The organism is Kitasatospora sp. NPDC048715 (assembly GCF_043198905.1).
Taxonomy (GTDB): domain Bacteria; phylum Actinomycetota; class Actinomycetes; order Streptomycetales; family Streptomycetaceae; genus Kitasatospora; species Kitasatospora lactacystinica.
Genome location: NZ_JBICVH010000006.1, coordinates 39,158 through 64,423 on the forward strand (window position 1 = coordinate 39,158; position 25,266 = coordinate 64,423).

Below are 25,266 nucleotides of genomic sequence, written 5' to 3' on the forward strand. Positions count from 1 at the left end.
TCAGGGGGCGTCGTGCGGCCTACGGCCCCGATGGCAGGTCGCGCAGGTCGCTCAGGGTGCCCGCGCACACCGCCGTCAGCAGGAGCAGGCCCACGCCGATGCCGGCGCCGAGCGGGTGGAATCCGTCAGCGGCGATGGAGAGTCCGAGGATGGTCGCGCCGCCGGTGGCGCTGGCACCGGCGAGGGTCCGTACGCCGGCCCGGAGGCGGCCGGTGCCGGGTGGCACGACGGCGTCCGCGCCGACGCCGGTGAAGATGCGGGGGATCTGGATCGCGCCGAGGCCGAGGGAGATCCACCAGGCGGCGAGCACGGCGGTGCGCAGGGTGGGCGGCGAGGCGTCCGCGTCCACGCCGCCGTGCACCAGGACGACCACGGTGGTGCCGAGGAGCGTGGGTACGGCGAGACGGCGGAGCGCCCACCCCAGCAGCGTGATCGCGGCGCTCGGCGTGGGCCGGGGCCGGGGTGCGACGAGGGCGATGCCGAGCAGCAGCAGGGTGGTGCAGCCGTGCATGACTCCGTTCCGCACGCCGTCGGCGGGCAGGGGGCCGGCTTGTTCGGCGGCCAAATGGCTCAGGAACCAGGCGGCGAGGGCGACCGTGATCCCCATGGTGGCCACCCGCCGCTGGCGCTGCGCCGGGGAGTCGGCGGGCCAGTGGGCGGGGTGCAGCCACATGTCCACGATGCCCGCGACCAGGTTGGGCCACGACTTCCAGCCCGCGCCGCGGGCCTCGTCCTCCACCATCGAGCCCCAGCGCTCGCGGAAGGCGTCCGGGTAGAGCCTGACCAGGCTCCGGGCGACGATGCTCACGCCGGGTTCACCCCCAGGCGCCGCAGTCCCGCGTTCGCAACGCGGGCCATGGCGCGCAGTTCTCGTTCCAGGATCTCGCGGCCGAGGGGCGTCAGCTGGACCGGGCGCTGGCGGCCCTGCCCGTCGAGCGGCTCGATCAGCCGCTTCGTCTCCAGCCTGGCCAGCGCCCCGTACAGGCTGCCGGGGCCCAGCCGCTCCCCGGTCAGCTCCTCGATCGCCGTGTTGATGGCGTATCCGTGCATCGGCCCGTCGGCCAGCGCGCAGAGCACCAGCGTCTGGGCGTCGTTGGCTTGCATGTGTCGTTCCTTCCGATCTGACGGAGCACCATACTACGTGCCGCGAACTACGCGCCACGTACTACGCGATGTGTACTATCGCCGTCATGCGCAATGACGTGACGATCGATCAGCTGGACGTCGGACACCCCGCTCGGCCCACCGCGGCCGCGGCGCTGTCGACATCCGCCGCCGGCGCCGCCGCCTTCACCCTGTTCGCCTACCTGACGACGCAGGTCCGCTCGGTGCGGGCGGGCAGCCCCTGGCAGGGCGATCCGTACGACGCGGTGGTGACCTTCACCATGTTCTTCGTCCCCCTGCTCAGCGCGCTCGGTGCGGTCCGGGCGCTGCTGTGCCGCCGCGACCGGCCGCTTCCGCGCTACCGGGTCGAGCAGGTACTTCGGGCCGCGCTGGTCTGCACGCTGCTCGTCGCCGCCACGCTCGCCACCGACTGGGCGGCGGTGGCCGCGCGGGCGGACCGCGCTTCCTGGGACGGTGGCACCCCCTGGCTGATCGCGTCCCTGCTGCCGCTCACCGGGGTGACGGCCGGGAGCCTGCTGCTGCACCTCCGGGCGATCCGACGGCTGCCGAAACCGGTACGCGGGGCCGACGACGCGGCCGACGGTGCGGGCGGGGACTGGCTGGACGACCTCGCGCCCCTCGCGAACCTGCTCGCCGGCCCCCGCTCCCGCGCGGGGCGCGCACTCGCCGCGCTGATCGGCCGCGGCACGGTGCTCGGCTTCGTGCGTCGGCGCTTCGCCCCGCTCGCCGCCGCGGCCGCCCTCACCGCCGGCCTGCTGGTCGCCACGGGACTGGCCTCCGGCGAGGGCTGGCCCGGGGTGCTGCTCTTCACCGTGGAGGCCGCGGTCTTCGCGGGCGGAACCTTCGCCTTCGTGATGATCTGCAACAGCGTCCTGCGGTTCGCCGCCTCCCCTCCCGCATCGGGGACGCGACGGGCCGCCCGGATCGCGACCACCGCAGGCGCGTTGACACTGCCGGTCTCGTTGGCGCTGCGGGACACCGCCTGGCAGCTGCTCGGGCTCGGCGACCACGTCGAATCCATCGGACAGTGGGCGGCCTTCGCACTCGCCTGTGCGCTACTGACGGGCGCGCTCACCTTCGGTGTGGCCGCAACCGGAAGCCGGGAGTGACAGCGGGACGCGCCCACTACGGGGACGCACTTGCCACTCCGGGAGTGCCGGTCGCACGTTGAGCCCACCAGCGGCGCGTGACAGGCTCGTGCACCATGATCGATGATTTCGCGAAAGAGTACCTGCACGGCGATCTGCGAGAATTACGCGAGACAATGCTCTGGAAGCTCGACGGGCTCGGCGAGTACGACATCCGCCGGCCCCTGACCTCGACGGGCACCAATCTTCTCGGCCTGGTCAAGCACCTGGCGATGCTGGAGGCGAGGTACTTCGGCGAAGTCTTCGACCGACCGTTCCCCGAGCCCGTGCCCCGCTGGGACGATGATGGGGAGCGCGACGCCGACATGTGGGCGACCGAGCACGAGACGCGCGAGGAGATCACCGACCGCTACCGTCGTGTCTGGGAGCACGCAGACGCGACGATCACCGCCCTCGCCATCGACGCCGCCGGCTACGTGCCCTGGTGGCCCCGCCCCGATGTGAAGCTTTTCAACGTTCTGGTTCACATGCTCACCGAGACCAGCCGGCACGCAGGACACGCCGACATCCTGCGCGAACAGGTCGACGGCTCGACGGGGACAACAGCCCACGACGCGACTGGGCGGCACGACGCGGCTTTCCGGGAAGCCCAGCGCGCGAAGATCGAGCAAGCCGCCGCCGAAGCAGCCGTCACCGAACTCGGCCAGAAGCGTCAGCCCTTCACGACCGACATGGACTTGTTGTAGCGCGGCCCCTCGGCGACGGCGTGCAGATCGCTTCGGGAGGCCGAAGACTGGCGTCTTCGGCCTCCCGAGGTACCACGGGAACCGGCGCGGGTGCGAGCCGCGCGACCGGTTCCGCCTTGTCGAATGGTCGCGGCCTGCTGGCGAACCAGCCGGCTGCTCATCAGGACGTCCAGCAGGCCCGGGGTGCCCGTCGTTGTGGCGGCGGTGAACCTCGGGCATGAGGTCCAGTGGCGCGCGCCGTGCCCTGGGCGCCCGGCTGGACGCCGCGTACGCCGGCCGGACACCGGTGCGTCGGTGCACCCTCACGGCGCCGGCGTGAACCACGCCTGCGGCTCGTCCCTCTCGACCAGCGCGATGATCTCCCGCATCCGCCCGCTCATCGGCGGCAGGGCGTCCAGCGCGAACCAGCCGACCTCCACCGATTCGTCGTCGCAGACCCGGGCCGGCTGACCCGGGCCCGTCGGCCGGCACGCGGACACCAGCTCCAGGTACTGCGCCAGGTCGCCGTTGCCGTGCCGCACCTGCGGGGAGGTACCCACCTGGGCCAGGCGCTCCACCAGAACCTGCACGCCGGTCTCCTCCGCGACCTCGCGCACCACCGCGGCGGCCGGCTCCTCGTCCGGCTCCACGATTCCGCTCAGCGGTGTCCACGGACCGCCGGCGGACCGGCGCTGCAGCAGCACCTGTCCGTTCCCGTCACGGACCACCGCGACCACCCCCGACAGCCACAGCAGGTGGTCGGGGCCGACGGCCCTGCGAAGAGCCGACACGTACTCAGGAATCACGGACCCCACCGTAGACGGGGAAAGGATGCTCCGGCCGAGATTCGGTCATTGCGGGCGCCCTCGGCAGCCGGACACCGACGTGCTCGACGCCGTCCGCACCGGGTCCCGCCCACCGCTCCCTGGTATGGGCGGCGGGACCTATCCGAGGAAGGGGTTGGGGCTGGCGGCGAGGCCGTCGGCGGTGAGGGTGTCGGCGAGGTGGGTGAGCTGGGGGTGGGTGGAGGCGACGGCGCGCAGGAGGTCGCGCACGCTGGGCGCGGGGTCGAGTCGGCGGCCGCGGCCGCTGGTGAGCAGCGGGCCGGCCTCGGGGCTGCTGTGGGGGGCGGCGGTGCGGCGGTGGGGGAGGTAGTCCTCGACGGCGAGGGCGACGGGTGGGGGGAGTTCCTGGAACTCGGTGCCGCCGCCCTTGAGGGTGACGAGGGCGGTGGTGCGGTGCTGCTCGCGCACGATGCCCTCGACGTCGAGGGCGACGGCCTGGTGGGCGCGCAGGCCGCGGCCGAGGACGAGGTAGCCGAGCGCGCGGGCGCGGTGGGGCATCAGGCCGCTGTAGCGGTCCAGGGCGGAGACGTAGAGGGTGGACTCGGCGCGGGTGAGGGCGGGGCGGCCGGGGAGGTCGGCCACGGAGGGGCGCAGGGTCTTGGGGGCGGGGTTGACGATGCCGGGGTCGAAGCGCTGGGCGTGCTGGTAGAAGCCGCGCACGGCGCTGACGAGGAAGGCGCGGGTGCGGGCGTTGTCCGCGCCCGCGCTCCAGTCCTTGACGTCGCGGCCGCCGGCGGTCCAGACCCGGTCCCCGATGTACGCGATCCAGCGCATGACCTCGCGCGGGTAGTTCAGCTGGGCGCTGTCGCCGAGCGGGGTGGTCGTCAGCCAGTCGGTGAGCACCTGCTCGGGATCGGGGTGGAGGACTGGGAGCTCTTCCTTGGGGGTGGGCCCGCCGGCTGGGGTGTGCATGGGACCCAGGGTGTCACAGGCCGGTCAGAGAGGTGCCGGAGGCGGGTTGTCGATCGCTGTCCAGCCAGGGGCGCCCACAAGCCGCCGTGAGGTGATCTCGAAGTCTTGGGTGCCGGTCCTGGCGCCATCATCGGTACGACCACGTCCCCGACCGGCAACTCCGCGCCTGCGGCCGCGTTCCGAACCGGCTCGGCGCAGACCGACCGCTACCGCCGACACCCGGAGCGATCCTCCCCGAAGGCCGGGCTGTCGGCTCGGCGGCGGACCCGTCGCTGTCAGAGGTCGTTCCTAGACTCAGGCCCATGGGAGGAAGGTTTCGACCGTCACATGATCCCTCGGGCTCCTGGTCGCCAGGAATCTGCGGAGGTGCGTCTTTCCGGTCCTCTCAGAATGACTTTCTATAACAGCCTTACCGTCACCACTTCCATGGCCAGCCTTCCGAACCGCCGTTTTCACGCGTACGTGAGGGGCGCGCGCGGCGCCGGCTGAGTAGGTGGCTGAGGTCTAGGGCTGTTATAGAAAGTCATTCTGGGGTGGTACGGGCGGCCCTGCAACCGATCCTCACCGACACGGAGACGATGACCGTGCCCCTGGATGGCCAGCACATCTGGACCCGGTGGCACCTGCGCGAGCCGATGACTGCCCGCGGCATGATCTCGGGCGGCACGATGCGGCGCGGGTGCCTGGAACGTCATTGGCTACCGGATCTTGCGGGGCGTGGGGACGACTTCGATCGAGCGGACTGCGTATCCGCGGTTCAAGCGGCTGGTCAGTGCGCATGAGCTGCATCTGTTCTTCGCGCGGACGCGGGAGGAGGCGGCGTGGGCGGCGGAGCGGATGGACGCGGATGGAGATCAGCCGGCCCTGCTGCTGGCGTTGAAGTCGTACCAGCGGATGGGCCGGTTCCCGAGGCCGGAGGAGTATCCGGAGGCGAGGCTGCGGCCGAGCATCGTTCAGCGTGCCAGCTCAGGAGGTTCGGTGGGCCTGTCCGCGGCACGGCCGGCTTCATGTCGCTGACCTGAACGTGACGGCTACGACACCTCACCGCGAGCGGAAATAGCATCGCCACGGGTGGAGTTGGTGAGGGAAGTTTGCCGTTTCAGGAGGGGTCATGCGAGCGATTCAGATGTCCGAAGTGGGCGGTCCCGAGGTGCTGCGACTGGTCGATATTGATCAACCGACGCCGGGCCCGGGCCAAGCGGTCGTGGAGGTCGCCGCATCCGGGGTCAACTTCCTCGACGTCTACCACCGCGAAGGCCGGTACAGCCTCCCGCTGCCCTTCACCCCGGGCGCTGAGGGCGCCGGCACGGTCGTCGAAGTTGGACCCGGCGTCGCCGACGTCGCAGTCGGGGACCGGGTCGGCTGGGTGGAGATTCCCGGCACGTATGCCGAGCGGGCCGTCGTGGACTCCTCCCGGCTGGTGCCGCTGCCCGACGACATCGGCTTCGAGACAGCCGCCGCCGTGCTCCTCCAAGGCATGACCGCGCACTATCTCGTGAAGGACGCCTACCCGGTTCAGGGAGGCGACACGGTGCTCGTGCATGCGGCTGCTGGTGGCATGGGGCTGCTTTTGACCCAGCTCATCACCCATCTCGGCGGCAGGGTGATCGGCACGACGTCGACCACGGCGAAGGCCGAGCTGGCGAAGCGTGCCGGGGCCGCTGAGGTGATCCTTTCCTCCGCAGTCGACGATCTCGCAGCCGAGGTGAGGCGGCTCAACGGCGGTCAGGGACTGCCGGTCGTCTTCGACGGCGTCGGCGCGCACACCTTCGATGCGAGCCTCGCCAGCCTGCGAACCCGCGGCCATCTCGTGCTCTTCGGCGCGGCAAGTGGTGCCGTGCCGCCGTTTGATCCGATTCGGCTCGCCCACGGCGGTTCGCTGACCCTGATCCGGCCCAGCCTCGGGCACTTCATCGCCGATCGGTCCGAACTGCTCCGACGGGCCGCCGATGTGTTCGAGTGGGTGCGCTCCAAGGCGCTTGAGGTCACCGTAACGGGCCGCTACGCATTGTCCGAGGCCGCCCAGGCCCACAGCGATCTGGAGGCTCGGCGTACCACCGGCAAGCTGCTCGTCGTACCCGATGCGGCCGCTATTGGACGCCGCGAGGAGACACAGAGCTGATCGCGGGTGACGAGGTCGGGGATCTTGGAGACTGAGATGTCGAGGGCATGGCCGACCGTCATCGCCGAGGTCCCCGACAACGTCAGGCACTCAGCAGGCCAAGATCAAGTTCTGGCGGGTTTCTGGCGTACCGGGGTCACACCCCTTCCAGGTCCGTGGCGAACAGCGGGCCGTAGCGGTCGGCGGACATCTCGTGGACGCACTTGACGAGGATCTCGGCATCCTGGTCGTCGAGGGCGAGGACGCCGAGCGGGGTGCCATCCGGGCGGGCGACGATGAGCTGGGCGACCGGCGGCGGTGGCGTGACGTTCTTGGAGACCTCATTCCGGCGGTGCGGAGGGCTATCGGTCGGCCGGCGTTGAGAACGATCAGTCCTGCTGGGCTTGGGCGGGAGGGCGGCTGTCCCGGGCGTCTGGACTGCTGCTTGGTGATGCACCTGGTCATGAGGGTGATCGCGGCCCAGGTGATCAGCGATTCGGAGTGCCGGACGAGGCGTTCGTAGTCGCGGGCGTGTCGGCGGGCGTGCATGACCCAGGCGTGCGAGCGTTCGACCACCCAGCGGCGGGGCAGGACGACGAACCCCTTCGCGTCCTCGGGCCGGTTGACGGTCCTGACCGTGAGGTTCAGGTATTTCTTCGCCCAGCCGACCAGCCAGCTGCCCGGCGTAGGCGGGGATGTCCTGGGGAGGGCAGCGGATGGTCCGGGTGGCCGGGTCGGGGAGGTCCGCCCGTCGTGCACGGCCGCGCGCATCCCCTACACCGGGGGACACGAACTCCACCTCCGGCCGCATGCCAGATCGAACACCGGAAGGACCCTCATGCAGCACAAGGAACACGCCATCACGATCAACGCCCCCGTCGAGAAGGTATGGGATGTCCTGGTCGACGTGGAGGGATACGCCCGCATCTTCCCGCAGACCCACGAGGTCCAGATCACGGAGAGCTCCCCGACCCACCAGATCGTCAGGATCGTGGCCGAGGTCGCCGGCCAGAAGCAGTCCTGGGTGTCGCGGCGCGACATCGACCAGGATCGCCGGGTCATCGCCTATGAGCAGCTGGAGAAAGCTCAGTTGATGAGCCACATGGGTGGGGAATGGCGCGTGAGGGAACTTGCCGACGGTTCGACGGAGCTGGTCATCACCCATGACTTCGCCCCGCAGGAGGGCCTGGTCGGCGGGCTCATCGGCGCGAAACCCGGAGACGAGGACCTGGGAGAAGTCCTGAGCCGGGCAGTGGATCAGATCAGCCACAAGGACCTCGCGGCGGTCAAGGCCGAGGCCGAACGACTCTTCGCCGCGGCCGGCTCGTCCAAGTCTTGAGCGGCCTTCACACGCCGGCCTTGAACGCGCCCACGAGCACGGGCTCCCGGCCGGGGCGAAGGCGGCCGGGAGCCGGAGGGGGACCGCCGCACCGCCGACCTTGGCGAGCGGGGGGTGCCAGTCCTGGTCGCCGGCCGACGGCGACGCCGGGGTAGGGGGTGTTCCACCACGCCGTCCCGTAGCCGCCCCGCAGCCAGAGAGTGCGCCCCGGCTCGGCGGCAGATCTCGCTCAGCCATCATCCAGAGTGACTGAACCATGGTGCTCGCAAACTTCGATGTCCATTCGCAAGGCGTGCTGTCCGGTCACAGCACGATGGAGACAGGCACGGACGAGGAGTCAGCGATGCGTACCGGGGACGTCGTGGTCGGCGAGACCTACATCAAGAGCATCCCCCAGCGTCTCCCGGAGCAGCTGCGCCGTCCGGGAGACACCCGGCACGCTGGCTGCACCCGGCCGACGAGCAGCTGGAGCTCCGCCCGGACACGGACCACTTCCACCGCGCTGGTGTGCCGGGACGCGGACGGGATGACGCCGGCCGAGATCGACCGGGCGGCGGAGAAGGCGCAGCTCCACCATGTCCAGGTGGGCGCTGGAGCGGCGGCGCTTGACGATTCCGGGGAGCGGGTGCGGGCTCGACTCCGGATGAAGATTCGAGCAGGTCGCGGCGTTATCGGAGTTGGCGGGGAGAGTGGCGGCCCCCGGGGGCATATGTCGGCATGCGAGTCGACCGAGAACACCCGCTACGTGCAGTCCCCAGCCTGGAACTCTGTGTCATGTTGGTGGTGATCATCGTCGTGCTCGGCCACGGAGCCTGCTTCCGCCGGCTGCCGTAGGGCTGGGCACGGGTGCGGCGACTTGGGTGAGGAGTGGGCGTGGCGAACGTGAACGGGCAGAGTGCGGGGTCTTCTCCCTCCAGCCACCAGCCGTTGGGACCGCACCGGACCGCCTCCAGCTCGGTGACGACTCGGGCGATGTAGTCGCGGTGCGGCAGGTGGCCGCCGCGCTCCTCCAGGATCCTCGGCACAATGATCTTCCCCTCCGTCGGTGGTGCGGGCCGGGCACGGGCCCGTTGGTGAAGCGTCGGGCGCTGCGCCCGTGGACAGGGCACCGGCGGCACTCACGACCGGCCCGTGCCGGTCACCTCCAGCCGCGGGCTTGTTGCTCCTCGAACCGGGTGGTCGACGGCCACGACCAGGGCTCGGCCCGTACGCCGAGGTGTGCGGCATCAGCCGGATCCGGCCGTCCTCGCGCTTCAGCCGCTCGACGGCGGCCGCACCGTCGGTCAACGCGGCCACGACGGCGCAGCTCACCGCGACCGGCGCCACTTCCCCGAGGAGCCCGGCGAGCTGATGACAGGCTGTGATCGCCAGGGCGAGAGCCATCGGAAGCCCTGTCAGCGGCTCGCGGTTGACTGCCGTCATGGACAACACCACCGACCATCTGCACCGCATCGACGCGCTGCTGGCCCGCCCGGCTCCGGCCGTCGCCCGCCTGCCCGCCGACGGCGACCTCACCACCGCCCACCGCCGCCTCGTCGAGGCGTTGCGCCCGCGCTGGGGGTCGTCGCGCGTCCTGGCGACCGGTGGTTTCGTCGACCCCACCCTCGACGACGGCAGCGGGCTGCCGTTGGCCGCGCCGTTCGCCGGGCGGCTCGTCGAATTGTGCGGGTGGGTGGCGGGCGGGCGGTGGATCGGCTGCGGGATCGTCCGGGACAACGGCGGCGGCGGGTCGCACCTGGTCGCGGTGACGGCCCGCCGGGTCGACCCGGCGACGGCCTTCCTGCCCGCCGGGGACGCGGAGGAAGGGGCCGAGGTGCCGGGTGGGCGCTGGGTGCGGCGGCTCGCCGTCGTGACGGGCCGGCCGCGGTCGCGGCAGTGGCCCGTCGACTGGTCGTCGGCCGAAGCCCGGCTCGGTACCGCCCTGCCCGCCGACTACCGGCGCCTGGCGGAGCACTTCGGCCCCGGCACGTTCGCCGGCTTCCTCGACCTCTCCCTGCCCGGCCCCCCGCCCGGCCGCGACAACCCGTTCCCGCAGTTCCTGTGCCTCGTCGAGCAGGCCCTGCGCCTTGCCGAACTCGCCGCCGACCCCGGTATCGCCGACCTCTACCGCCCCCACCGGCTCCACCCCGCCCCGGGCGGGCTCCTGCGGTGGGCCGACTCCGTCCGGGCCGACCAGTTCTACTGGCTGACGGAGGGCGCGGACCCGAACCGGTGGCCGGTCGTCGCCCGCAACGAGGACGGCGACAGCTGTGCGCGGTTCGACGGTTCCACCGCCGAGTTCGTCCACCGGCTCCTCACCGACCACCGGCACCCCTTCTCGGTCGCCGAGCTCATCGACCGCCCCGACTTCGAGCCGTACGAGCCCCACGACCGCGACGACCCCTTCGAGGACCGCCGACTGCCGCAGCAGATCGGCTGACAGGTCCGCCGAGCCGACAAGAGACAGCCTCGTTGACCGACACGAGCACCGTGGTCACGGCATCGCCGTGCCCGACTCCGACGCGTTCTCAAGGCACCTCCGCGGGCCACCGCAACCGGTTCCGCCGATGCCGCACGCGGCCTGCACGGTTCAGCCCCGCCCCCGTGGGGACGGCAGCGGGTTGGCCGGCTCGTGCAGCCACGCCCGGTGCTCGCCCCCGTCCACGGTCAGCCCGAAGCTCTCGAACCCCGGACGGCCTTCCCCCACCCACCACCGGAAGGACTCCTCGACCTCCGACCACATCCGGCGGGGGCCCGACTGGCGGACCTCGAACCGGCGCGCGCCGTCCACGAAGTCCACCGTCGCCCAGGAGGTGACGCCCGTGTCGAACAGCCACAGGGTCGTCATACCGCCGCCGTCGCCGCGCCGGTAGTACACGTCGGGTACGGCCAGGCCCACGACGAAGGACGCCAGCCAGTCGTCGACGACTTCGAGCGGATTCAGGGTCGTGTACTCCTGCACGGCGTCCCCGGGCCAGTCGCCGGGCAGGTAGTCGTCGACGGGCGGGGCCTGGTAGCGCTGCTGGCGCATGCGCATGAACGCCGAGGAGCCGGTGAACGGGCCCCTGGCCGTGCCGTCGGCGACGGTCAGCCGGGCGACGGCTCCGCCCCCGAAGAGCGGCGCGAAGGGCAGCACCAGCACGCCCTGCCGGCGGATCTGCCCGATCACGGCCGGGGGGACCTCCCGTACCGAGCAGGTGAGGATTCCCCGGTCGTACGGGGCCCCGGGCAGGTATCCGTGGGCCGCGTCGCCCACCACCGCGGTCGGAGCGGCGTCGAGGGAGCGGAAGTTGGCGGCGGCCCGGGCGGCGACCTCCGCGTCCAGTTCCACGGTCACCACGTTGTGCGCGCCCTGGCGCCGGGCCAGCAGTCCGGCGTTCCAGCCGGGGCCGGTTCCGCCCTCCCAGACCCTGTGGCCTTCGTGGACGTCCAGGTCGCGCAGCATGGAGGCGACCATCGTCGGCATGGAGACCGACGAGGTCGGCTCCCGCTGCTGTCCGCTGTCCGCTCCGTCGTCCCACTGCGTCACGATCGCCACGTCGGAGTACGCGAGCTCCAACCAGCGCTCGGGGCTCTGCGCGCGGTCGCAGCGTTCGTAGCCGTCGCCGGTGCTCGCCCAGAAGACGTCCGGGAGGAACCCATGGCGGCCGACGTCGAGGAACGTCTGCCGCCAACCGGGGGTGAGTGCACCCGAGGCCTCCAGCCGGTCGACCAGCCGGACGTGGACGTCGGTGGCCGCCGTCACTTGTGCTTCGGATCGGGAGTCGGGCCCTGTCCGTCCGGGTTCGGCTTCGGGCCGATCTGCGGACCGCCGGGCTTGGCGTGGGCCCCGCCCTTGCCGTCGTTCGGGCCGCCCTTGTTCTCGTCACCCACGGTGCTTCCTCTCTGCTGCAACACTCCGAAGATTCGCAGAGCAGAGGGTAGTCGACCGGACACCTGGCGTGAAGCGACTCATGTTCCTCTCGGCCACGGGCCGGCCCGGTCGACGATGTGCGCGGCGCCGCCGCGTTACCCGCCCGGCCGGCCGGGCAATCTCCTCACATACCCTCAAGCCGTTCATGGAGCTCCTCGGCGAATCGCGTCCGGTAGACGCCGTGGACGATGGCCCCGGGAGACTGGTAGCCCCTGTGCTCAGGGTCCGAGACATCCCCGTCCCACAGCGCCACGCCTTCCGGAAGCAGCGGAGCACGGCCCATGTACATCCGAGCGGCTTCTTCCAGCCGCAGCTCTCCCCCAACCACCGAGCTCCACAGCCCGTAGCCCTGCCCGACCACCCACGTGCACAGATCCTCGGTGCTGTCCTCGGACCAGACGTCCCCGTCCACGCTCACACCTTCCGAGAAGTCGGCCAGCGATTCCGCCGCGGACTCGTATGCGAGCGCGAAGGCTTCGAGCACCTCCCGCGAGTGGGACTCCAACCACGACTCCAGGGCGGACAGACGCGGTCGTGTCGCTTCCAGGACCTCCCAGAACCAGTCGGGCACATGATCCGGTTCCATCTCGGCTCCTGTGTCGACGGCTGCGGTACTCGCCCGACCGTACAGCGCGATGGAGTTCCCCGAACACTCCTGGGCCTCGTCGTCGGCGAAGGGCGCTGACCGTCCGCACAGTCACCGGTTCACCGTCAGGCACCGAGAGGGGTGGGGTGCATCGGCCTTCGGCCGATCCGGCAGTGCCGCGCCCGCTTCGCCGCGTCCGGTCGGACGGCGGTAACAATGCCCTCCCGCTGAACGCGTCGGGCTTCCGGCCGCGAGGAAACCCCGGCGGGGGCCTTCTCCGGCACCCGCCCCCACCGGACTCAGCAGGTAGAGCTGATCATCACGGTCAGCCGGGGCGAGTCTGCGCACTCCGGCGGACCGTTCAGCGACCCGTCACCATTGCGTTCCAGGGCGCTCAGGGGCGGACGTCGCTTGCGGCGGCGGAGACAGGAGCCTCCACAGGCTGGCTCCCTCGCCTCGACCGGTCCCGTACCGGTCCCAGTGCGAGCTTCGTCGGCCGTGGCCCGGTCGACGTCCTGCGCCCACCTCGCGAGCTGCTCCGCGCGGCCCGCACGGTGAAGCATCCGCAGCCGAGCCTCGCGGCCGGCCACCGAGCGGGATTCCAGGTGTCGTGAGAGGGCTCTTGCCGGGGCTGTTCGTGGAAGCGTCAGGGCCGTTGGCTGGAGAGGCGGTCAGCCGGGCGTCCGGACGGCACCGGGCATCCGCGGGTCGTTTCCCTCCCCGGGGACGGGGTCAGGGTGCGGGTGGCCGCTTGCCCGATGCTTCGGCGGCGCGGTGGCACAGCTCGACGAGGGAGCCGAGGAGTCGGCCGCCGTACGCGCGGGCGGCGGCGCAGGGGTCCGAGCCGGTGCCGGTGGCCTGGCCGCCGGACGGCCGCACGGCGTCGGGAGCGGGCCGCGGTCGGGCACCGCCGGCCGGGAGGCCCGGTCGCCGTCCGGGGCCCGGCAGTGGTGTGCGCCCCGCCCGGGGCCCGCCTCCGTCCGGGTCTGCGGCCGGGTCCTCCTGTTCGCCCGCGGGCCCGGCGTCCGGCGCGGGGACGGGCTCCGCGCCCGCGGGATCCGGCGGGGGCGGCACGGGGCCCGGTGCCAGGGAGGCCGACGGGGCGGAGCGCTCCAGGGCTCCCAGGACGGCGGGGGCGACCGGCTGGTCGTCGGGCACCGGTAGCGGGCCCGTCCCGAGGTAGGCCCGCGGGCCGGCGTCCGCCGCCCCCGAGAGCAGTGCCGTCGCCAGGACGACCGCCACGACGGTGCCGCGTCCGAACGCCCGGGCCGGGGACGGGCAACCGGGCGGGCGACGGGCGACGGGGACCGCCGAGGGGGCGGACGCCGCCGACTCCACCCGACGCCGGCAGACCTCCGCGTTGCGCGACGCCGCCCACTGCTCCGACGCGCCCAGGCCGGCCCACGCGGTGGCGGCCACGCTGAACAGTTCGGCCGCCCGCCGGGGATCGCCGCCGACCGCCGCGACGTACGCCCGCACCTCCTGCGCGCGCAGCGCCTCGGGATGCAGGGCACCGCGCTCCAGGGCGACGTGCTGGTGGAGCTCCTCGGCCAGGCGGGCCGCGAGGACCGTGTCCCCGGCTTCCATGGCGCCCCGGATCAGGGCCACCCGGGGGGCGTAGGCGGTCGGCAGCATCTCGCCGGCCGTCCTCGGCGACGTGTCGGCCGTATCGGTCATGGGCCCCTCGCAGGTGGTCTCTCCGAACGGTGGATCACGTCACGTATACCGGTCGCAGCCGCCCGGGCCGGTCCGCGGTCATCCCATCGGGTGAACCGTCCCCGACCGGTCCGGGGAACTCCTCCGTCGTTCGGGCCGTGCCGGGCGGGCGCCCGTCGGCCCGGCCATCGGTCGGGCACAGGCGTGGCGTCGCCGCGCGGAAATCGCCGCTTCGAGTGACAGGCCGTCAACGGGGAGGGACGTCCGACGAGCAGTGCGCCCGGCGCTACGGCCCGGGACGCCTCCGTCGGAGGGCGGGCGTGGTGTCGGCGGCGCGTGAACCGCGTTCGGCCGTCGCCGAGACATGGTTGCCTCTCCTGGAGGGCAGCGCGCCGAGAACGCCTCCCACCACGGGGGTCCCGTCCCCGCACCACGCTCCGTGGCGACGTGATGAGGAGTTCCTCGGCCGGTCGGGCGGCCGCGACCGTCCGTCCTCGCAACTGGAGGCCTGCCCCCTGGCCTTGTTCACGAGTCGTGGCGTCGGCTGTTCACGAATCCGGGAGGCGTCCCGAACCACGGTCGGGTGATGTTCACGAGTTCTTGCAGTCAGGCTGACCCGGGCTCCACGACGGGGTGCTCCCGGTGGGCGCGTCCCCGCACCGTGGCCGACACGACGGTCGCCGGCCCGTCCCGCGAGCGGGGACGGGCCAGCGGGTTCTCAGCGCAGTTGGCTGAACCAGCGCACGACGGCCGCCGTGCCGGCGACGTTGGAGCCGAGGTGCCTGGAGCCCGCGAAGTCCGGGGCAGCGAGGTCGACGACCGCCGCTTTCACGCCGTGCGATCGCAACGTGGCCTCGCAGCGGTCGGTGTTGGCGTTGGCCGCCTGCTCGTCGGCGTCGGCCACGTACAAGCGGACCGGGACACGTGGTGCCCAGTCGCAGGTGCTGTCGGCCACCCGGAGTGCCTCGGCCAGGCGGCCGGTCGGGTGGCGCAGCATCTCGAAGCCGCGTGGGGTGAGCAGTGCGTCGATGGTGTCGGGCGTGCCGGCGAAGAGTTGCGGGCCGGTGTGCGAACCGTCGAACAGTGCCTCGACCGTGCTGCTGTACGGCTTCTGGAAGACCTCGTCCGGGGAGTCGTACAGATGGTGCAGCCGGTTCCAGGCGACGAAAAGGTACGCCGAGTACAGCACACTTGATTTCGGGTCGAGAGAGCCGTCGAGCAGTGCCGGCAGCTCGGAGTGCTGGAAGTCGTAGGCGCCGCTGACCGGCGCGACGGCTTCGAGCCGGAACCACCGGTCGTCGCCGGCCTGGAGCGCCCGTGCGAGTCCCATCGCCGCCGAGGCGCCCTGGGAGAACCCGGTGACCAGCACGTCGTGTCCCAGCGCCCGGCCCGTACGCGGAACAAAGGCGCGGGCTGCCCGGAGCATGTCCAGGGAGGCGGTCGTCTCCGACGGCACATCCATCCAGGGATGGAGTCCCGGGCCGGTGCCCAGACCGATGTAGTCCGGGGCGGCGGCGGCGAACCCGGCGGACGCGTACGTGATGGCAGGTGAGGACACGAACCCGGCCTTGACCATGGAGGACGGGGCGTCGGAGCGGTAACTGGCCGTGCCGTGGGTGAATGACACCGTCCGCAACTCGTGTTCGCCGCCGCGGGGCAGCACCAGCAGTCCGCTGGCGGTGACCGGTCGGCCGCCGGGGTCCACGGTGCGGTACACCAGCCGGTAGGCGTCCACTCCGAACCGGACTGTACTCGCGTCGTACCTGGCGGCGGTCAGTGCCGCGGCGACATCCTCCTTCGCGGCCAGGGTGGTGATCTGCTGAACGGACACCAACCGTCCGCGATCGCTTCTGTGCACCGTGTCCGCCGAGGCGGCTCCCGTCGTCACGGTCGCAGCGGCCAGGACGGCCAGGACTGTTCCGACGTTCAGCCGGCGAAGCACGGGCCGTGGTTTGCCTGCTAAGTAGGTGGATTTCATGTCGCCGACGCTACGTACGGTCACCTCGTGCCACAGCCCAGCCAGCGGGCGTATCCGCCCTGTGGCTATCCCTACCACGACACCAGGTGCGAGCCGGGGAACCGTCGAAGGCCGGCCGGCCACCGAAGGCTCCAACCCCACGGCCCTCTGCACTCCGCCCTCCGGCCCTCCGGGTGGAGGGCCGGCGCCATCCAGCGACGTCGCTTCTCGTTTCTCGTGAACATCCGCAGCATTCAAGATCGCCAACTGCGGCCCGAACCGCTGTCCAAACGCTGCCGCCTCACGTGAACGAAGCCACCTGCCCCCCGATCAGGAGCACGGCCGGTGGCGAGCCGGTCGGTGGTCTCCGCGGTGCGGGGAGCGATCAGGTCGACGGCCCGGTCGTAGCCGTCGGAGCGGGCCCGGGCCGTGAGGATCCGCGCCTGCTCGACGGCGACGCGGAGTTTGCGGCCGCTCTCGGCCAGCGCGGGGCCGGGGCGTGCGCGTCGGCGGGCGCGGTGGTGTCGGCGACGGCCGCGAGCTGTTGCTCCGCCTGGTCCAGGAGCTCGGCGAGCGCGGTCCCGTCCGCGAGGACGAGCGCTGTGGGTTCGTCGTCGTACCCGGGCTGGTCGAGCAGATCGCGGGCTTCGAGCACGAGGGTGTAGGCGCCGGTGGCGGCGAGGGCGTCGCCGTGGTCGGCGCCCGGCCCGATGGCCCAGGCCGCGGTCTGGTCGAACAGGTTCCATGCGCCGGCCAGCACGGTGGGGTGGTCGACGGCGGCGAGTCGGGCGGTGGTGCGGGTGGTCCACCCGGTCATCTCGTTCATGGGGTGCGTCCTTCGTGCATGGGGTGTGCTCTTCGTGCGGGTGCGTGGAGGTCAGGCTGCCCGCAGAGCGGTCACTGTCCTGGCCCTGCCGGGATTCCGGTGGAAAACCCGGTGTTCGCGGAGGATCCGGTCCAGTCGGGTGACGCGGCTGGAGACCTGGGACGGCGGACCGAACTTCCACCGGCGGTCATCCGCTGACCTGGCGTGTGGATTCCACCACTACCTGTTATTTCCGAACGAGCTCGACCTGGGGCTTCGGGTGGGTGTCCGGTCGGCGTCGTGTACCGGCCGTCCCGCGGCGGTGGCACTTGCCCGCGTGATGGGGCAGGCTCCCCCTTCCGTGAGCTCTCAGGACAGCGAGCTGTCACCCGCGTGGGTTGCGCAGAAGCCCCGGGCCCATGCGGACAAGTCCTCCGACATCGACCGGCCGGGTCGCCACGCTGCCGGCGCCCGCCTGCACCCGCACCACGGGCCGAGCCCATTGACTCGGCCCTGCACTCGCATAGCTACGGCGAAGTGACAAGTAGCTCTCTGTAACCGATGTGACGGTCTGCTGAGCAGTGGCTGAGGGTTTGAAGATCCTGTCCTCCGGGCTACTGCTGCGTGGCGTCGACATCGTGGTCTGGAACCCATACCGGCGAGGTCGAGGTCGCGAGCCCGAGATCGTCCAGGGTGGCGTCCTCGCCTGAGAGCGCCAGCAGGAGGAACCGGGCCATGCCCATGTCGTAGTGGTGCCAGCCGTCGGGGAACTCGCCTCGCAGCCACACCATGACGGGCCAGCGGTCCGGGTTGTCTCCTTCGGTGAGCCAGAAGCAGTAATCTCCGTTGTAGTTGCTCGCCCAGTACAACAGCCCGCCGGGCTCGGGGTAGACGGGGTACGGGCAGAGATCGAACGAGTCCTCCCGCATCTGCTTGAATGCGGCTCCGGTATCGCTGGTGAGCCAGTTGACCTTGCGGGAGAGAGCGTCGACGCTGATGGGTTCGCCGGGCAGTGGCCGCGGAGTCACGATGCCGAGTTCTCCCCGTAGCTCGCCGGGGCCGAAGAGATCGACGAATGCTCGGTAATCGGCGGGGAGCTGGATTCCGGCGATGTCCTGGGCCAGGTCCCACGGAAGCAGCGGCTCAGCAGCCGCTGGGTCCAGACCGGCGAGTTGCGCGAGTCCGGCGACGTCAGGCCGCGGGGCAGTGTGGCGCCCTGTCCGTCCCCGGAAGTCGCGTCGGGCGATCCACAGGACGAGGTCTCGCGCGATCTGCTCGGCGCTGGTCTCCGTGGTCACGACGTGTTCCCTGCAGGACGGATCACGCAGGACGATCTCGTAGCCGCCCTCGTCCTCCAGCGCGACCGAGGCGTACCAGGACGACTCGTCCTCGCTGTCCTGGAGGACAACGAATGTGTTCTCCGCGGTGTCGAGCCCGTTGAGTAGCGTGCGTATGGCGGCTTCGGACGGGTCGTCGACGCGTTCGCTGTTCTCGTTCTCGGCGTAGTAGAAGTCTGCGGCCATGCACCCCTCCCCGGGTGGTATTTCGGCAGGTAGATCGGACGCAGCCTGGCATGTCCTGCCGACAGTGCCGCTACCGGGACCGGGCCAGACACGCGCCTCAGTGGCGCCGTCGGGGCGCCCCGGGTGTCGGCGGCCCCGGGCGGGGCTCTCGGCAGCACACGGTGCGGTCCTCGTCCCTGGGCCCGCCGGGCTCCTCCTGGTCGTCGTCCTCGGTCCAGGCTCCGAGGGGCCCGGTTCGCCGTGGACCTCGGCGCCGAGCAGCAGCGCGCCGCCCTTGCGGTGCCAGTTGAAGGGGCCCCCGCCGGCACCGTGGATCCCGCGCCGGCCGGGAGCCCGGCCGGTACCGGGCGTGCTGCTCGATCGTGGCCCGCAGGACGCGCTGGTGCTGCATCTCCCGAATCAGGCCCCGCCGCATGGAGTGCCTTGTGCAGCGGGGCGGGTACGGCGAAGGGTCCGCTGCTCGACCCGCAGCCGGACCCGCAGGAGGAGCGCGAACTGCGGCCTCTACGGTGGCGGGCATGTCAGGATCTCGACGCACTTTCAGGCACGCGGACGGCGAACGCATCCTTGGTACGTGGTGGCACGTGTTCATCCGTAACGGCGGCAACTACTTCCTCACCGATCTGCTCATCTACGCCGACGGGCTCATCGACTGCTGGGGCCTGGTCACGGTCGAGGAGTTCGCCGAGGAACTGCGCAGCGGATGGGTCGCGACGACATTCGAGGACGGTGCACGGGCATCGGCCCACCATGTGGCCGCGTGGAACGCACGGCGTCGGCCCGAAGTGGCCCGCCGGCGCGCAGGCAAGCGGCAGCGGCCACCCGGGCGGCGGGTCCGGTTCCCGGTCAGCGGCAGTTGTGGGCCGGTGGGCTGCAGAGCCTGACATCGCTGACGCCCGGCAGGCCGGCGATCCTCTGCCGCAGGACGGCCAGATCGGCGGCGGGAGTGTGAGGGGCGAAGACGACGGTGAGCCTGCCGCCCGGTACTCCGCCGGTCTCCCCCACACTGACGCTTGTGGCACCGTGGCCGAGGCCTGAGCCGTCGACCAGGAGCTCCGCCGGAAGCGACGGGCCAAGGAGTGAACTGCCCTCGCCGACGGTGGCGAGGAAAGCGTCCGGCTCCCTGAAGTACGGGCCGATCAGCAACGGGCCGAACGCCCTGCCGGCAAGGCCGAGGGTCACCACCGACACCAGGGTGCCGACCAGCAGCGGGACGCGGCGGGACCCAGGACGCGACCGGCTTGCCGCGGCGAGCAGAACGATGCCCACCGGCGCCAGCATGAAGAGGCCGAAGAGGAAGCCGACAGCCGAGAACGCGAGCACCCCCCAGCCGGTGATCCGGCAAGCTGCCCGAAAGCTGTCCGCGTCCCGCGCGAAAAGGGGTGCGGGTGTTACCAGTGAACCGAGCACCAGCGGACCGTTGATGAAGGTCCCGCCGCTGGCGGCCACCCAGACCAGTGCTGGTGCCGCGCACAGCATCGCCAGTACCACCAGAACCCGTGCCGCCCGCGGCACCGGCCGACACACGCCCGACGTATCCACTCGCCCCCCCAATATTGAACACGTTCAAATTGTAGGGGCGTCACGATAGCAGGAACATCCCCGCGGTGGCCAAGTACGCAGGCCCGGGGCGTTCATTCCGGTCACTCCAGCCGGTCCGGGCCGGCCTACTCATCGAGTACCAGCGGCGAGCCCTCCGACCCGCCGACAAAGCCCCGGGACGGCCAGCACCGGCGCAACGCGGCGTTCGCCCCCCCGGGCCGCCTCCAGCTGTTCTTCGGCCTCCCGTTCCAGGCCCTGCGTGTGTTCCTGGTGGCAGGTCCAGCAGCGGCCGCCGGGGCGGCGGGTCCACTGCTCGTTGCCGTCCGGGCCGTACTCCCAGGTGCTCTCCTCCTTCGGGACCTGGCCACGGTCGGCGCAGGCCAGGGTCCACATCAGGTCGCAGTGGTCCTGGCGGGCCTTCTTCTCCCTCTTCTGGCGCCGGTCGTAGGCGGCACGGTTGTCCGGGTTGTCGAGCGCATCGAGCAGGGAGTGCCGGCCGGGGCCGCCGTAGCGCCACCACACCGGCCCAAGCGGGCCGTACTCGGCCAGCAGCTCCAGAGTGGTGGCGATGACCGGCACCGCGTCGTCGTACTCGCGACAGCCGTCCCCGTCCGCGTCGTGGGTGGGGACGGTCCACCAGCCGCCGCCCCAGGCGTCGCGCGCCAGGTCCGCCACCGCCTGCTGACGGTTGGCCAGGTCCACCGGACCGGCGTCGGTGACGACCGGGGCGACCGGCGGGTACCCGACACGGGTGTGCCCGGGCCAGGTACGAAGCCACCAGTGCACCATCCGGTCGGCCGGCTCCCGGTCGGAGCGGGCCAGGTCGTTGTCGCGGACCTTGCCGCGGAACAGCTCGCGGCACCGGGGGACTTCGCGGCCATGTCGGCCGGAGCCATGGTGGAGCGGTCGACCTCGACCATCAGCACCGGAACCCCGATCTCCGCGGCCTGCCACACCCTCTCCGGACGCACCTTGCGCTCGCCACCCGGCAGCAGGAACCCGGTCTCGGTCGACCAGGACCGCACCGTGCCCACCCCACCCGCGGCCCGGGCGCAGTGCCACCCAGGACGAACGCGGCGATCGTCTCGTTGACCGCCGTCGCGGGTTGCTCGGGGCGGTCTTGTAGTGCCGTGCGATGGCGACCGCTTCGGCTGGGTGGCGGGTGGGCTGTGGCCAGCGCGCGTGGGCGGCTCGTTTGAGGCCGAAGTTCGACATCTTGCGTTTCACGACACGGGGGTTGGAGCGTCGGCGGCGAAGAGGGGAACGCCGGGGCGGTGGGCGGCGGCCCGGCGGGAGGGTCAGCGTCCTACCCGCAGTCAGCACACCTTCGGGTGGTTACGAGCAGCGGTCCCCGAGGACGGTGAGGCGCGATGCGTACGGTTCCGACTGACGGGGCCGGCCGACCACCCGGCCCGTACTGCTGAGAAGGGATCCGTATCTTGCCGCGTTCACACCGCACCCTCGCCGCCGCAAGCTCTTTGCTCCTCGCCTCATCCGGTCTCGTCCTCGCCGGCGCGGCCGGTGCCGGCGCTGCGGCCTGCGGAGCCCACAAGGTCACCAGCATCCCTGGTGCCGAAGCCGAATACCGTCTGGCCTGCAGCAACGGAAACCTCCGCGTGTACGGCTGGGTCAAGGACACCCGCCCCGACGGCGACTTCGCCGCACTCCACATCCACAGTTCCAGCGGCGAGGTGCGCAGCGCGTTCGCCGACGGCATGGGCACGGTCGAGCACTTCGACTTCACGTTCGCTCACGCCAGCTCGGCGGAGGTCCGGCTGAGCTTGGACAACTGACCGGCGACGGGCCGCTGTGGTGCGGCGTCCCGACGCGGCGACGGTTGCCGTTGTCCGTGCTGACGGGCAGGGACGGCGGCTATCGGCCGGCCGGGCGTACCCGGCGCCGGTCCGGGCTGGGACGGCGGCACGCTGGTAGGTGTGAGTGCCCGAGGGTCCGCGCGGGTGCGGCTGCCCCACATCGAGCCGACACCGGCGACGGCCGGGGGCTCGCCCGGCTTGCTGTCGGCGGGTCAGTGCCGGACTCCGGCCGCCGTCCACGCGGGGGCGGTGATCTCGCGGTAGGGGTCGACGACCGCCTCGCCCCGTTCCCCGTCCAGAACAACGGCGGTGGCCACCACTCTCACCGCCGGAAGGTCGAGCATCAGCGAGGATCCCCGGTTTCCCCGCCCATGCTCTCGTTTCCCCGGTTGGTTCTCGTTTGAGGCATGAAAGGAGCGAGCAAGCGGGGCTCCGGGGTCCGAGGCATGAGGGCGGGTCGAGTCCGGCTCCGGCGAGCAGAACTCCGGCCGCCAGAAGTCCTCGTCGAACATGTCCGGCAGGACGGACCCGAGCGGCGTCTCCCGGGAGAAGTACGTGACGCCGCCGATGCACACCGTGCGGTAGCCGTGCCGGCCGAGCCCGACGAGGAGGTTCGGCGCGTCGAAGACGAACGTGCGCGGGTCGACCGTCTTGAACGCCGGCGGCCGGCACTCCCACAGCCGCGGGGGCTGATGCGGCTGCGGGAGCTTCGGCAGGAAGCCGGAGAAGAACGCCACGTGCGCGGGCAGGGTGAACGTACCGGGCGTCCGGCGCTCCTCCCACTGCCCTCCCGGCACGAGGCCGGCCACGCTGTCGACGAGAAGCGCGCCCGGCAGATCCTGCGCGACCTCGCATCGGACGGCATCCTTCAGCACGTCGACACCGATCGAGCCGTCTACCGCAACGCTGCCGATCCGGAGAATCAGGCTGATAGGCGGGAGCCACGACACTCACATCCGCGCCCGGGCCGCTCCGCCGGAACCGGGGCGTTGCGTCGCGAGCTGGATTCACCTGTGCGAGTGAACTGCGCCTGCCCACTGGAGGCCAGCACTGGACTGCCGCAGAGTGCAGCGGTTGCGGCACGAAGGCCCGCAGGTCAAGCCGTCTGCGGGCGGCCTCGGATGCGTGGCGTCGACACCTCTAGACTCGCCCTCATGACGCAGAGACAGCGCTGATCGACTCGTCCGGCGCCTCCCTCCGGGCCCGATGGGACTCAGGCGCAGACCTGTCGGTGCCGGCTGCCCCTTGGCGACCGCGCCGAACTGGCCCGACGCCCCAGGACGCTCACGGGCAGTATGCACCTGACGGATGCCAGGGCGGTGTCGTTCCGAGGTTTTGTCCGGCTGGATGCCGGTTCAGGTGGCTTGCGTGGCAGCGTAGTTACTCAGGTTGAACCTGTGAGGCGCGCAACGCGTCCACGCACACCAGGGCTCCGCGCAGAGCGGGTCAGCTGCCCGGGTGGGAGGCCGCCCAGCCGTGTTCGAGCAATGCGAAGGCCTCGTCGGCGGCGCGGTTCGGCTCGGCGTGCCGCAGGATGAGGCCGCGGGCCTCAAGGGCGAAACGGGCCAGTGCGGCGCAGCTGATGTCGTCCTCGGGGGCACCGGCAGCCTCGGTAATGGCTCGCGCCAGGGCCGCTTCGTGGCGCGTCCACATGCGGTGGGCGTAGTCGCGCAGCGCGGGGGTCTCCTGCACCATGCGCGTGAAGTCGGCGAACCGCGGGTCCGTGGTGTGGACGGCGAACTGGGTCTGTTTCAGCAGGATGTGCTCGCGCAGCGCCTGGGGGATCGACTGGCCCGGGGTGCGGTCGCGCACGGCGGCGACGAGCGCTGCTTCAAGGTCGTCGTCCTGGTCGAAGACCAGGGCTTCCTTGCTGGGGAAGTGCTTGAACAGGGTGGTTACCGAGACGTCCGCGGCGTCGGCGACGTCCTTGACGCCGACCTGGTCGTAGCCGCGGTCGAGGAAGAGTTCGAGTGCGGCGTCGGCCAGGGACCGGCGTGTCTGGGCCTTCTTGCGCTCGCGGCGCCCGGTCGGTTCGGTCACTCGCCCATGATATCCCAAGATGCAGCGACTTCGAAAGTTTAGTCATTGCACTTATTTTGTGAGTGTGCTTTCTTGATGATGCCGGGCCTCCCGGCGGCTCACCCACCTCCCGAGGGACACTCCCATGAACTCTGCTCGTGATCCCCGCATCGCGATCGTCGGCGCCGGCCTGGGCGGCCTCGCCTGCGCCCGAGTCCTGCAGCAACACGGCCGCTCCGCCACCGTCTTCGAACGCGAGGCCTCCGCCGACGCCCGCCCGCAGGGCGGCACCCTCGACCTGCACGCCGACACCGGCCAGACCGCCCTGCGGGCGGCGGGGCTCCTCGACCCGTTCCACGCCCTTGCCCGCCCCGAAGGAGAGGAGTGGCGCGTGCTCGACTTCACCGACGCCGCCCTCCTGGCGCATCAGGGGCCTTCCGCCGCCGGCGGCCGGCCGGAGATCGACCGTGGCCAACTGCGCGAACTGCTCCTGGACTCACTCACCGAGGGCACGGTGCGGTGGGACCGCGCCGTCAGCAGGGTCACCCCGCTCGCGGACGGCACCTGCCGGCTGCTCTTCGCTGACGGCGCCGCCGAGGACTTCGACCTGGTGGTCGGCGCCGACGGCGCCTGGTCGCGCGTCCGCCCGGCCCTGTCGCACCCCGCACCCCGCTACACCGGCGTCACCTTCGTCGAGACCGGATTCGACCACTGCGACACCCGCCATCCCGACCTCGCGCGGCTGGTCGGCAACGGATCGATGCTGGCGAAGGGCGCCGGCAGGTCCCTGGTCGCCCAGCGCAACAGCAACGGCCACATCCGCGCCTACATCGCGCTCCGCACGCCGCAGGACTGGCACATGGCCGCCGGTATCGACCCCGGCGACCAGCGGGCCGTACGCGCGCACCTGCTGAGGATGTTCGACGACTGGGACGAGAGCCTGCGCTACATCCTGCGCAACAGCGACAGCGGGTTCATCAACCGGCCCCTGTTCGTCCTGCCCGCCCCGCACACCTGGCAGCACGTTGCCGGCGTCACGCTGCTCGGCGATGCCGCGCACCTGATGCCCCCGGTCGGGCTGGGCGCCAATCTCGCGATGCTCGACGGCTCCGACCTCGCCCACGCCCTCGTCACCGAACCCAGCATCGACGACGCCGTCCGCGCCTACGAGAGCATCATGCTGCCGCGCTCGATCGAGGCCGCGACGAGCAGTGCGCAGGGACTCGACCACCTCGTTCCCGCAGTGACTTCCTGAGCAGACTCCACCGCCCCCGGCCCCCGCGGCCGTTCCCGCGTCGATCATGTGCACTCTCCCGGCGGTCGCGTCCGCCCCAGGG

24 protein-coding genes and 1 pseudogene are annotated in these 25,266 nt (G+C 71.6%); 8 read left to right on the top strand and 17 right to left on the bottom strand.

The window, feature by feature from the left end:
* Positions 1–19: 19 nt before the first annotated feature.
* Positions 20–808 carry a hypothetical protein gene (locus ACGFSC_RS13360; RefSeq protein WP_359902432.1) on the bottom strand — a complete coding sequence of 263 codons (789 nt, stop codon included), beginning with the start codon at positions 806–808 and terminating at the stop codon, positions 20–22.
* Positions 805–1,104, bottom strand: a complete 300-nt coding sequence (locus tag ACGFSC_RS13365) for a helix-turn-helix transcriptional regulator (protein ID WP_359902429.1) — start codon at positions 1,102–1,104, stop codon at positions 805–807. Before ACGFSC_RS13365 ends, ACGFSC_RS13360 begins: the two co-directional genes overlap by 4 nt.
* An 86-nt stretch (positions 1,105–1,190) precedes the next feature.
* Here ACGFSC_RS13365 and ACGFSC_RS13370 point away from each other — a divergent pair, with 86 nt between their 5' ends.
* Together ACGFSC_RS13370 and ACGFSC_RS13375 are read left to right on the top strand one after the other, a co-directional pair.
* A complete protein-coding gene (locus ACGFSC_RS13370) occupies positions 1,191–2,234 on the top strand; it encodes a hypothetical protein (RefSeq protein ID WP_359902426.1) in 1,044 nt (347 codons plus the stop codon).
* A 95-nt stretch (positions 2,235–2,329) separates the two neighbouring features.
* Positions 2,330–2,959, top strand: a complete 630-nt coding sequence (locus ACGFSC_RS13375; RefSeq protein ID WP_359902423.1) for a DinB family protein — start codon at positions 2,330–2,332, stop codon at positions 2,957–2,959.
* A gap of 302 nt (positions 2,960–3,261) precedes the next feature.
* Here the strand turns inward: ACGFSC_RS13375 and ACGFSC_RS13380 are convergent, their stop codons facing one another.
* Complete coding sequence (locus ACGFSC_RS13380) at positions 3,262–3,744, bottom strand: NUDIX domain-containing protein (RefSeq protein ID WP_359902420.1); 483 nt, start codon at positions 3,742–3,744, stop codon at positions 3,262–3,264.
* A 138-nt stretch (positions 3,745–3,882) separates the two neighbouring features.
* Entirely contained in the window at positions 3,883–4,695 is an 813-nt protein-coding gene (locus ACGFSC_RS13385; RefSeq protein ID WP_359902418.1) for a hypothetical protein, read from the bottom strand.
* Positions 4,696–5,806: 1,111 nt separating this feature from the next.
* Here ACGFSC_RS13385 and ACGFSC_RS13390 point away from each other — a divergent pair.
* Entirely contained in the window at positions 5,807–6,817 is a 1,011-nt protein-coding gene (locus tag ACGFSC_RS13390) for a quinone oxidoreductase (RefSeq protein WP_359902415.1), read from the top strand.
* A gap of 136 nt (positions 6,818–6,953) precedes the next feature.
* Here ACGFSC_RS13390 and ACGFSC_RS13395 read toward each other — a convergent pair whose 3' ends face one another.
* Positions 6,954–7,253 (bottom strand): hypothetical protein, encoded by a 300-nt coding sequence (locus ACGFSC_RS13395; RefSeq protein WP_359902512.1) that lies wholly within the window; start codon positions 7,251–7,253, stop codon positions 6,954–6,956.
* Positions 7,249–7,468: pseudogene (locus ACGFSC_RS13400) on the bottom strand (transposase); the annotation flags it as partial. The gene ACGFSC_RS13395 and the pseudogene ACGFSC_RS13400, both read right to left, overlap by 5 nt.
* A gap of 166 nt (positions 7,469–7,634) precedes the next feature.
* Between ACGFSC_RS13400 and ACGFSC_RS13405 the strand changes: the two are divergent.
* Both ACGFSC_RS13405 and ACGFSC_RS13410 read left to right on the top strand, forming a co-directional pair.
* Entirely contained in the window at positions 7,635–8,135 is a 501-nt protein-coding gene (locus ACGFSC_RS13405; RefSeq protein ID WP_359902412.1) for an aromatase/cyclase, read from the top strand.
* 1,420 nt (positions 8,136–9,555) lie between these two features.
* Positions 9,556–10,554 carry an SMI1/KNR4 family protein gene (locus ACGFSC_RS13410; protein WP_359902409.1) on the top strand — a complete coding sequence of 333 codons (999 nt, stop codon included), beginning with the start codon at positions 9,556–9,558 and terminating at the stop codon, positions 10,552–10,554.
* Positions 10,555–10,704: 150 nt separating this feature from the next.
* Here the strand turns inward: ACGFSC_RS13410 and ACGFSC_RS13415 are convergent, their stop codons facing one another.
* The 7 genes from ACGFSC_RS13415 to ACGFSC_RS13445 form a co-directional block, all read right to left on the bottom strand.
* Positions 10,705–11,859: a protein-L-isoaspartate(D-aspartate) O-methyltransferase gene (locus ACGFSC_RS13415; protein ID WP_359902406.1), complete on the bottom strand. Its 1,155-nt coding sequence runs from the start codon at positions 11,857–11,859 to the stop codon at positions 10,705–10,707.
* Positions 11,856–11,987 carry a hypothetical protein gene (locus ACGFSC_RS13420; protein WP_331768627.1) on the bottom strand — a complete coding sequence of 44 codons (132 nt, stop codon included), beginning with the start codon at positions 11,985–11,987 and terminating at the stop codon, positions 11,856–11,858. Before ACGFSC_RS13420 ends, ACGFSC_RS13415 begins: the two co-directional genes overlap by 4 nt.
* Positions 11,988–12,151: 164 nt before the next feature.
* The gene (locus ACGFSC_RS13425) at positions 12,152–12,613 is read right to left on the bottom strand and encodes a hypothetical protein (RefSeq protein ID WP_359902403.1); all 462 of its coding nucleotides are present in this window, start codon (positions 12,611–12,613) and stop codon (positions 12,152–12,154) included.
* Between the two features lie 732 nt (positions 12,614–13,345).
* Positions 13,346–14,290, bottom strand: coding sequence for a hypothetical protein (locus tag ACGFSC_RS13430; protein WP_359902400.1), 945 nt, complete (start codon positions 14,288–14,290; stop codon positions 13,346–13,348).
* Positions 14,291–14,987: 697 nt separating this feature from the next.
* Positions 14,988–16,100, bottom strand: a complete 1,113-nt coding sequence (locus ACGFSC_RS13435) for a lipase (RefSeq protein WP_359902398.1) — start codon at positions 16,098–16,100, stop codon at positions 14,988–14,990.
* Between the two features lie 511 nt (positions 16,101–16,611).
* Entirely contained in the window at positions 16,612–17,052 is a 441-nt protein-coding gene (locus tag ACGFSC_RS13440) for a hypothetical protein (RefSeq protein WP_359902392.1), read from the bottom strand.
* Positions 17,053–17,645: 593 nt separating this feature from the next.
* On the bottom strand, positions 17,646–18,554 hold the full coding sequence (locus tag ACGFSC_RS13445) for a hypothetical protein (protein ID WP_359902391.1): 909 nt from the start codon (positions 18,552–18,554) through the stop codon (positions 17,646–17,648).
* Between the two features lie 584 nt (positions 18,555–19,138).
* On the opposite strand from ACGFSC_RS13445, the gene ACGFSC_RS13450 reads away from it, so the two are divergent.
* A complete protein-coding gene (locus tag ACGFSC_RS13450; protein ID WP_359902388.1) occupies positions 19,139–19,438 on the top strand; it encodes a hypothetical protein in 300 nt (99 codons plus the stop codon).
* Here ACGFSC_RS13450 and ACGFSC_RS13455 read toward each other — a convergent pair.
* Entirely contained in the window at positions 19,401–20,096 is a 696-nt protein-coding gene (locus ACGFSC_RS13455) for a hypothetical protein (RefSeq protein WP_359902385.1), read from the bottom strand. The genes ACGFSC_RS13450 and ACGFSC_RS13455 overlap by 38 nt on opposite strands.
* 129 nt (positions 20,097–20,225) lie before the next feature.
* Complete coding sequence (locus ACGFSC_RS13460; protein ID WP_359902383.1) at positions 20,226–20,885, bottom strand: hypothetical protein; 660 nt, start codon at positions 20,883–20,885, stop codon at positions 20,226–20,228.
* 650 nt (positions 20,886–21,535) lie between these two features.
* Here ACGFSC_RS13460 and ACGFSC_RS13465 point away from each other — a divergent pair.
* Positions 21,536–21,889 (top strand): hypothetical protein, encoded by a 354-nt coding sequence (locus ACGFSC_RS13465; protein WP_359902380.1) that lies wholly within the window; start codon positions 21,536–21,538, stop codon positions 21,887–21,889.
* 233 nt (positions 21,890–22,122) lie between these two features.
* On the opposite strand, the gene ACGFSC_RS13470 is transcribed toward ACGFSC_RS13465, so the two are convergent.
* Positions 22,123–22,860, bottom strand: coding sequence for a hypothetical protein (locus ACGFSC_RS13470; protein WP_359902377.1), 738 nt, complete (start codon positions 22,858–22,860; stop codon positions 22,123–22,125).
* Between the two features lie 496 nt (positions 22,861–23,356).
* A complete protein-coding gene (locus tag ACGFSC_RS13475) occupies positions 23,357–23,950 on the bottom strand; it encodes a helix-turn-helix domain-containing protein (protein ID WP_359902375.1) in 594 nt (197 codons plus the stop codon).
* 124 nt (positions 23,951–24,074) lie between these two features.
* Here ACGFSC_RS13475 and ACGFSC_RS13480 point away from each other — a divergent pair, with 124 nt between their 5' ends.
* Complete coding sequence (locus tag ACGFSC_RS13480; RefSeq protein ID WP_359902373.1) at positions 24,075–25,184, top strand: NAD(P)/FAD-dependent oxidoreductase; 1,110 nt, start codon at positions 24,075–24,077, stop codon at positions 25,182–25,184.
* Positions 25,185–25,266 lie beyond the last annotated feature (82 nt).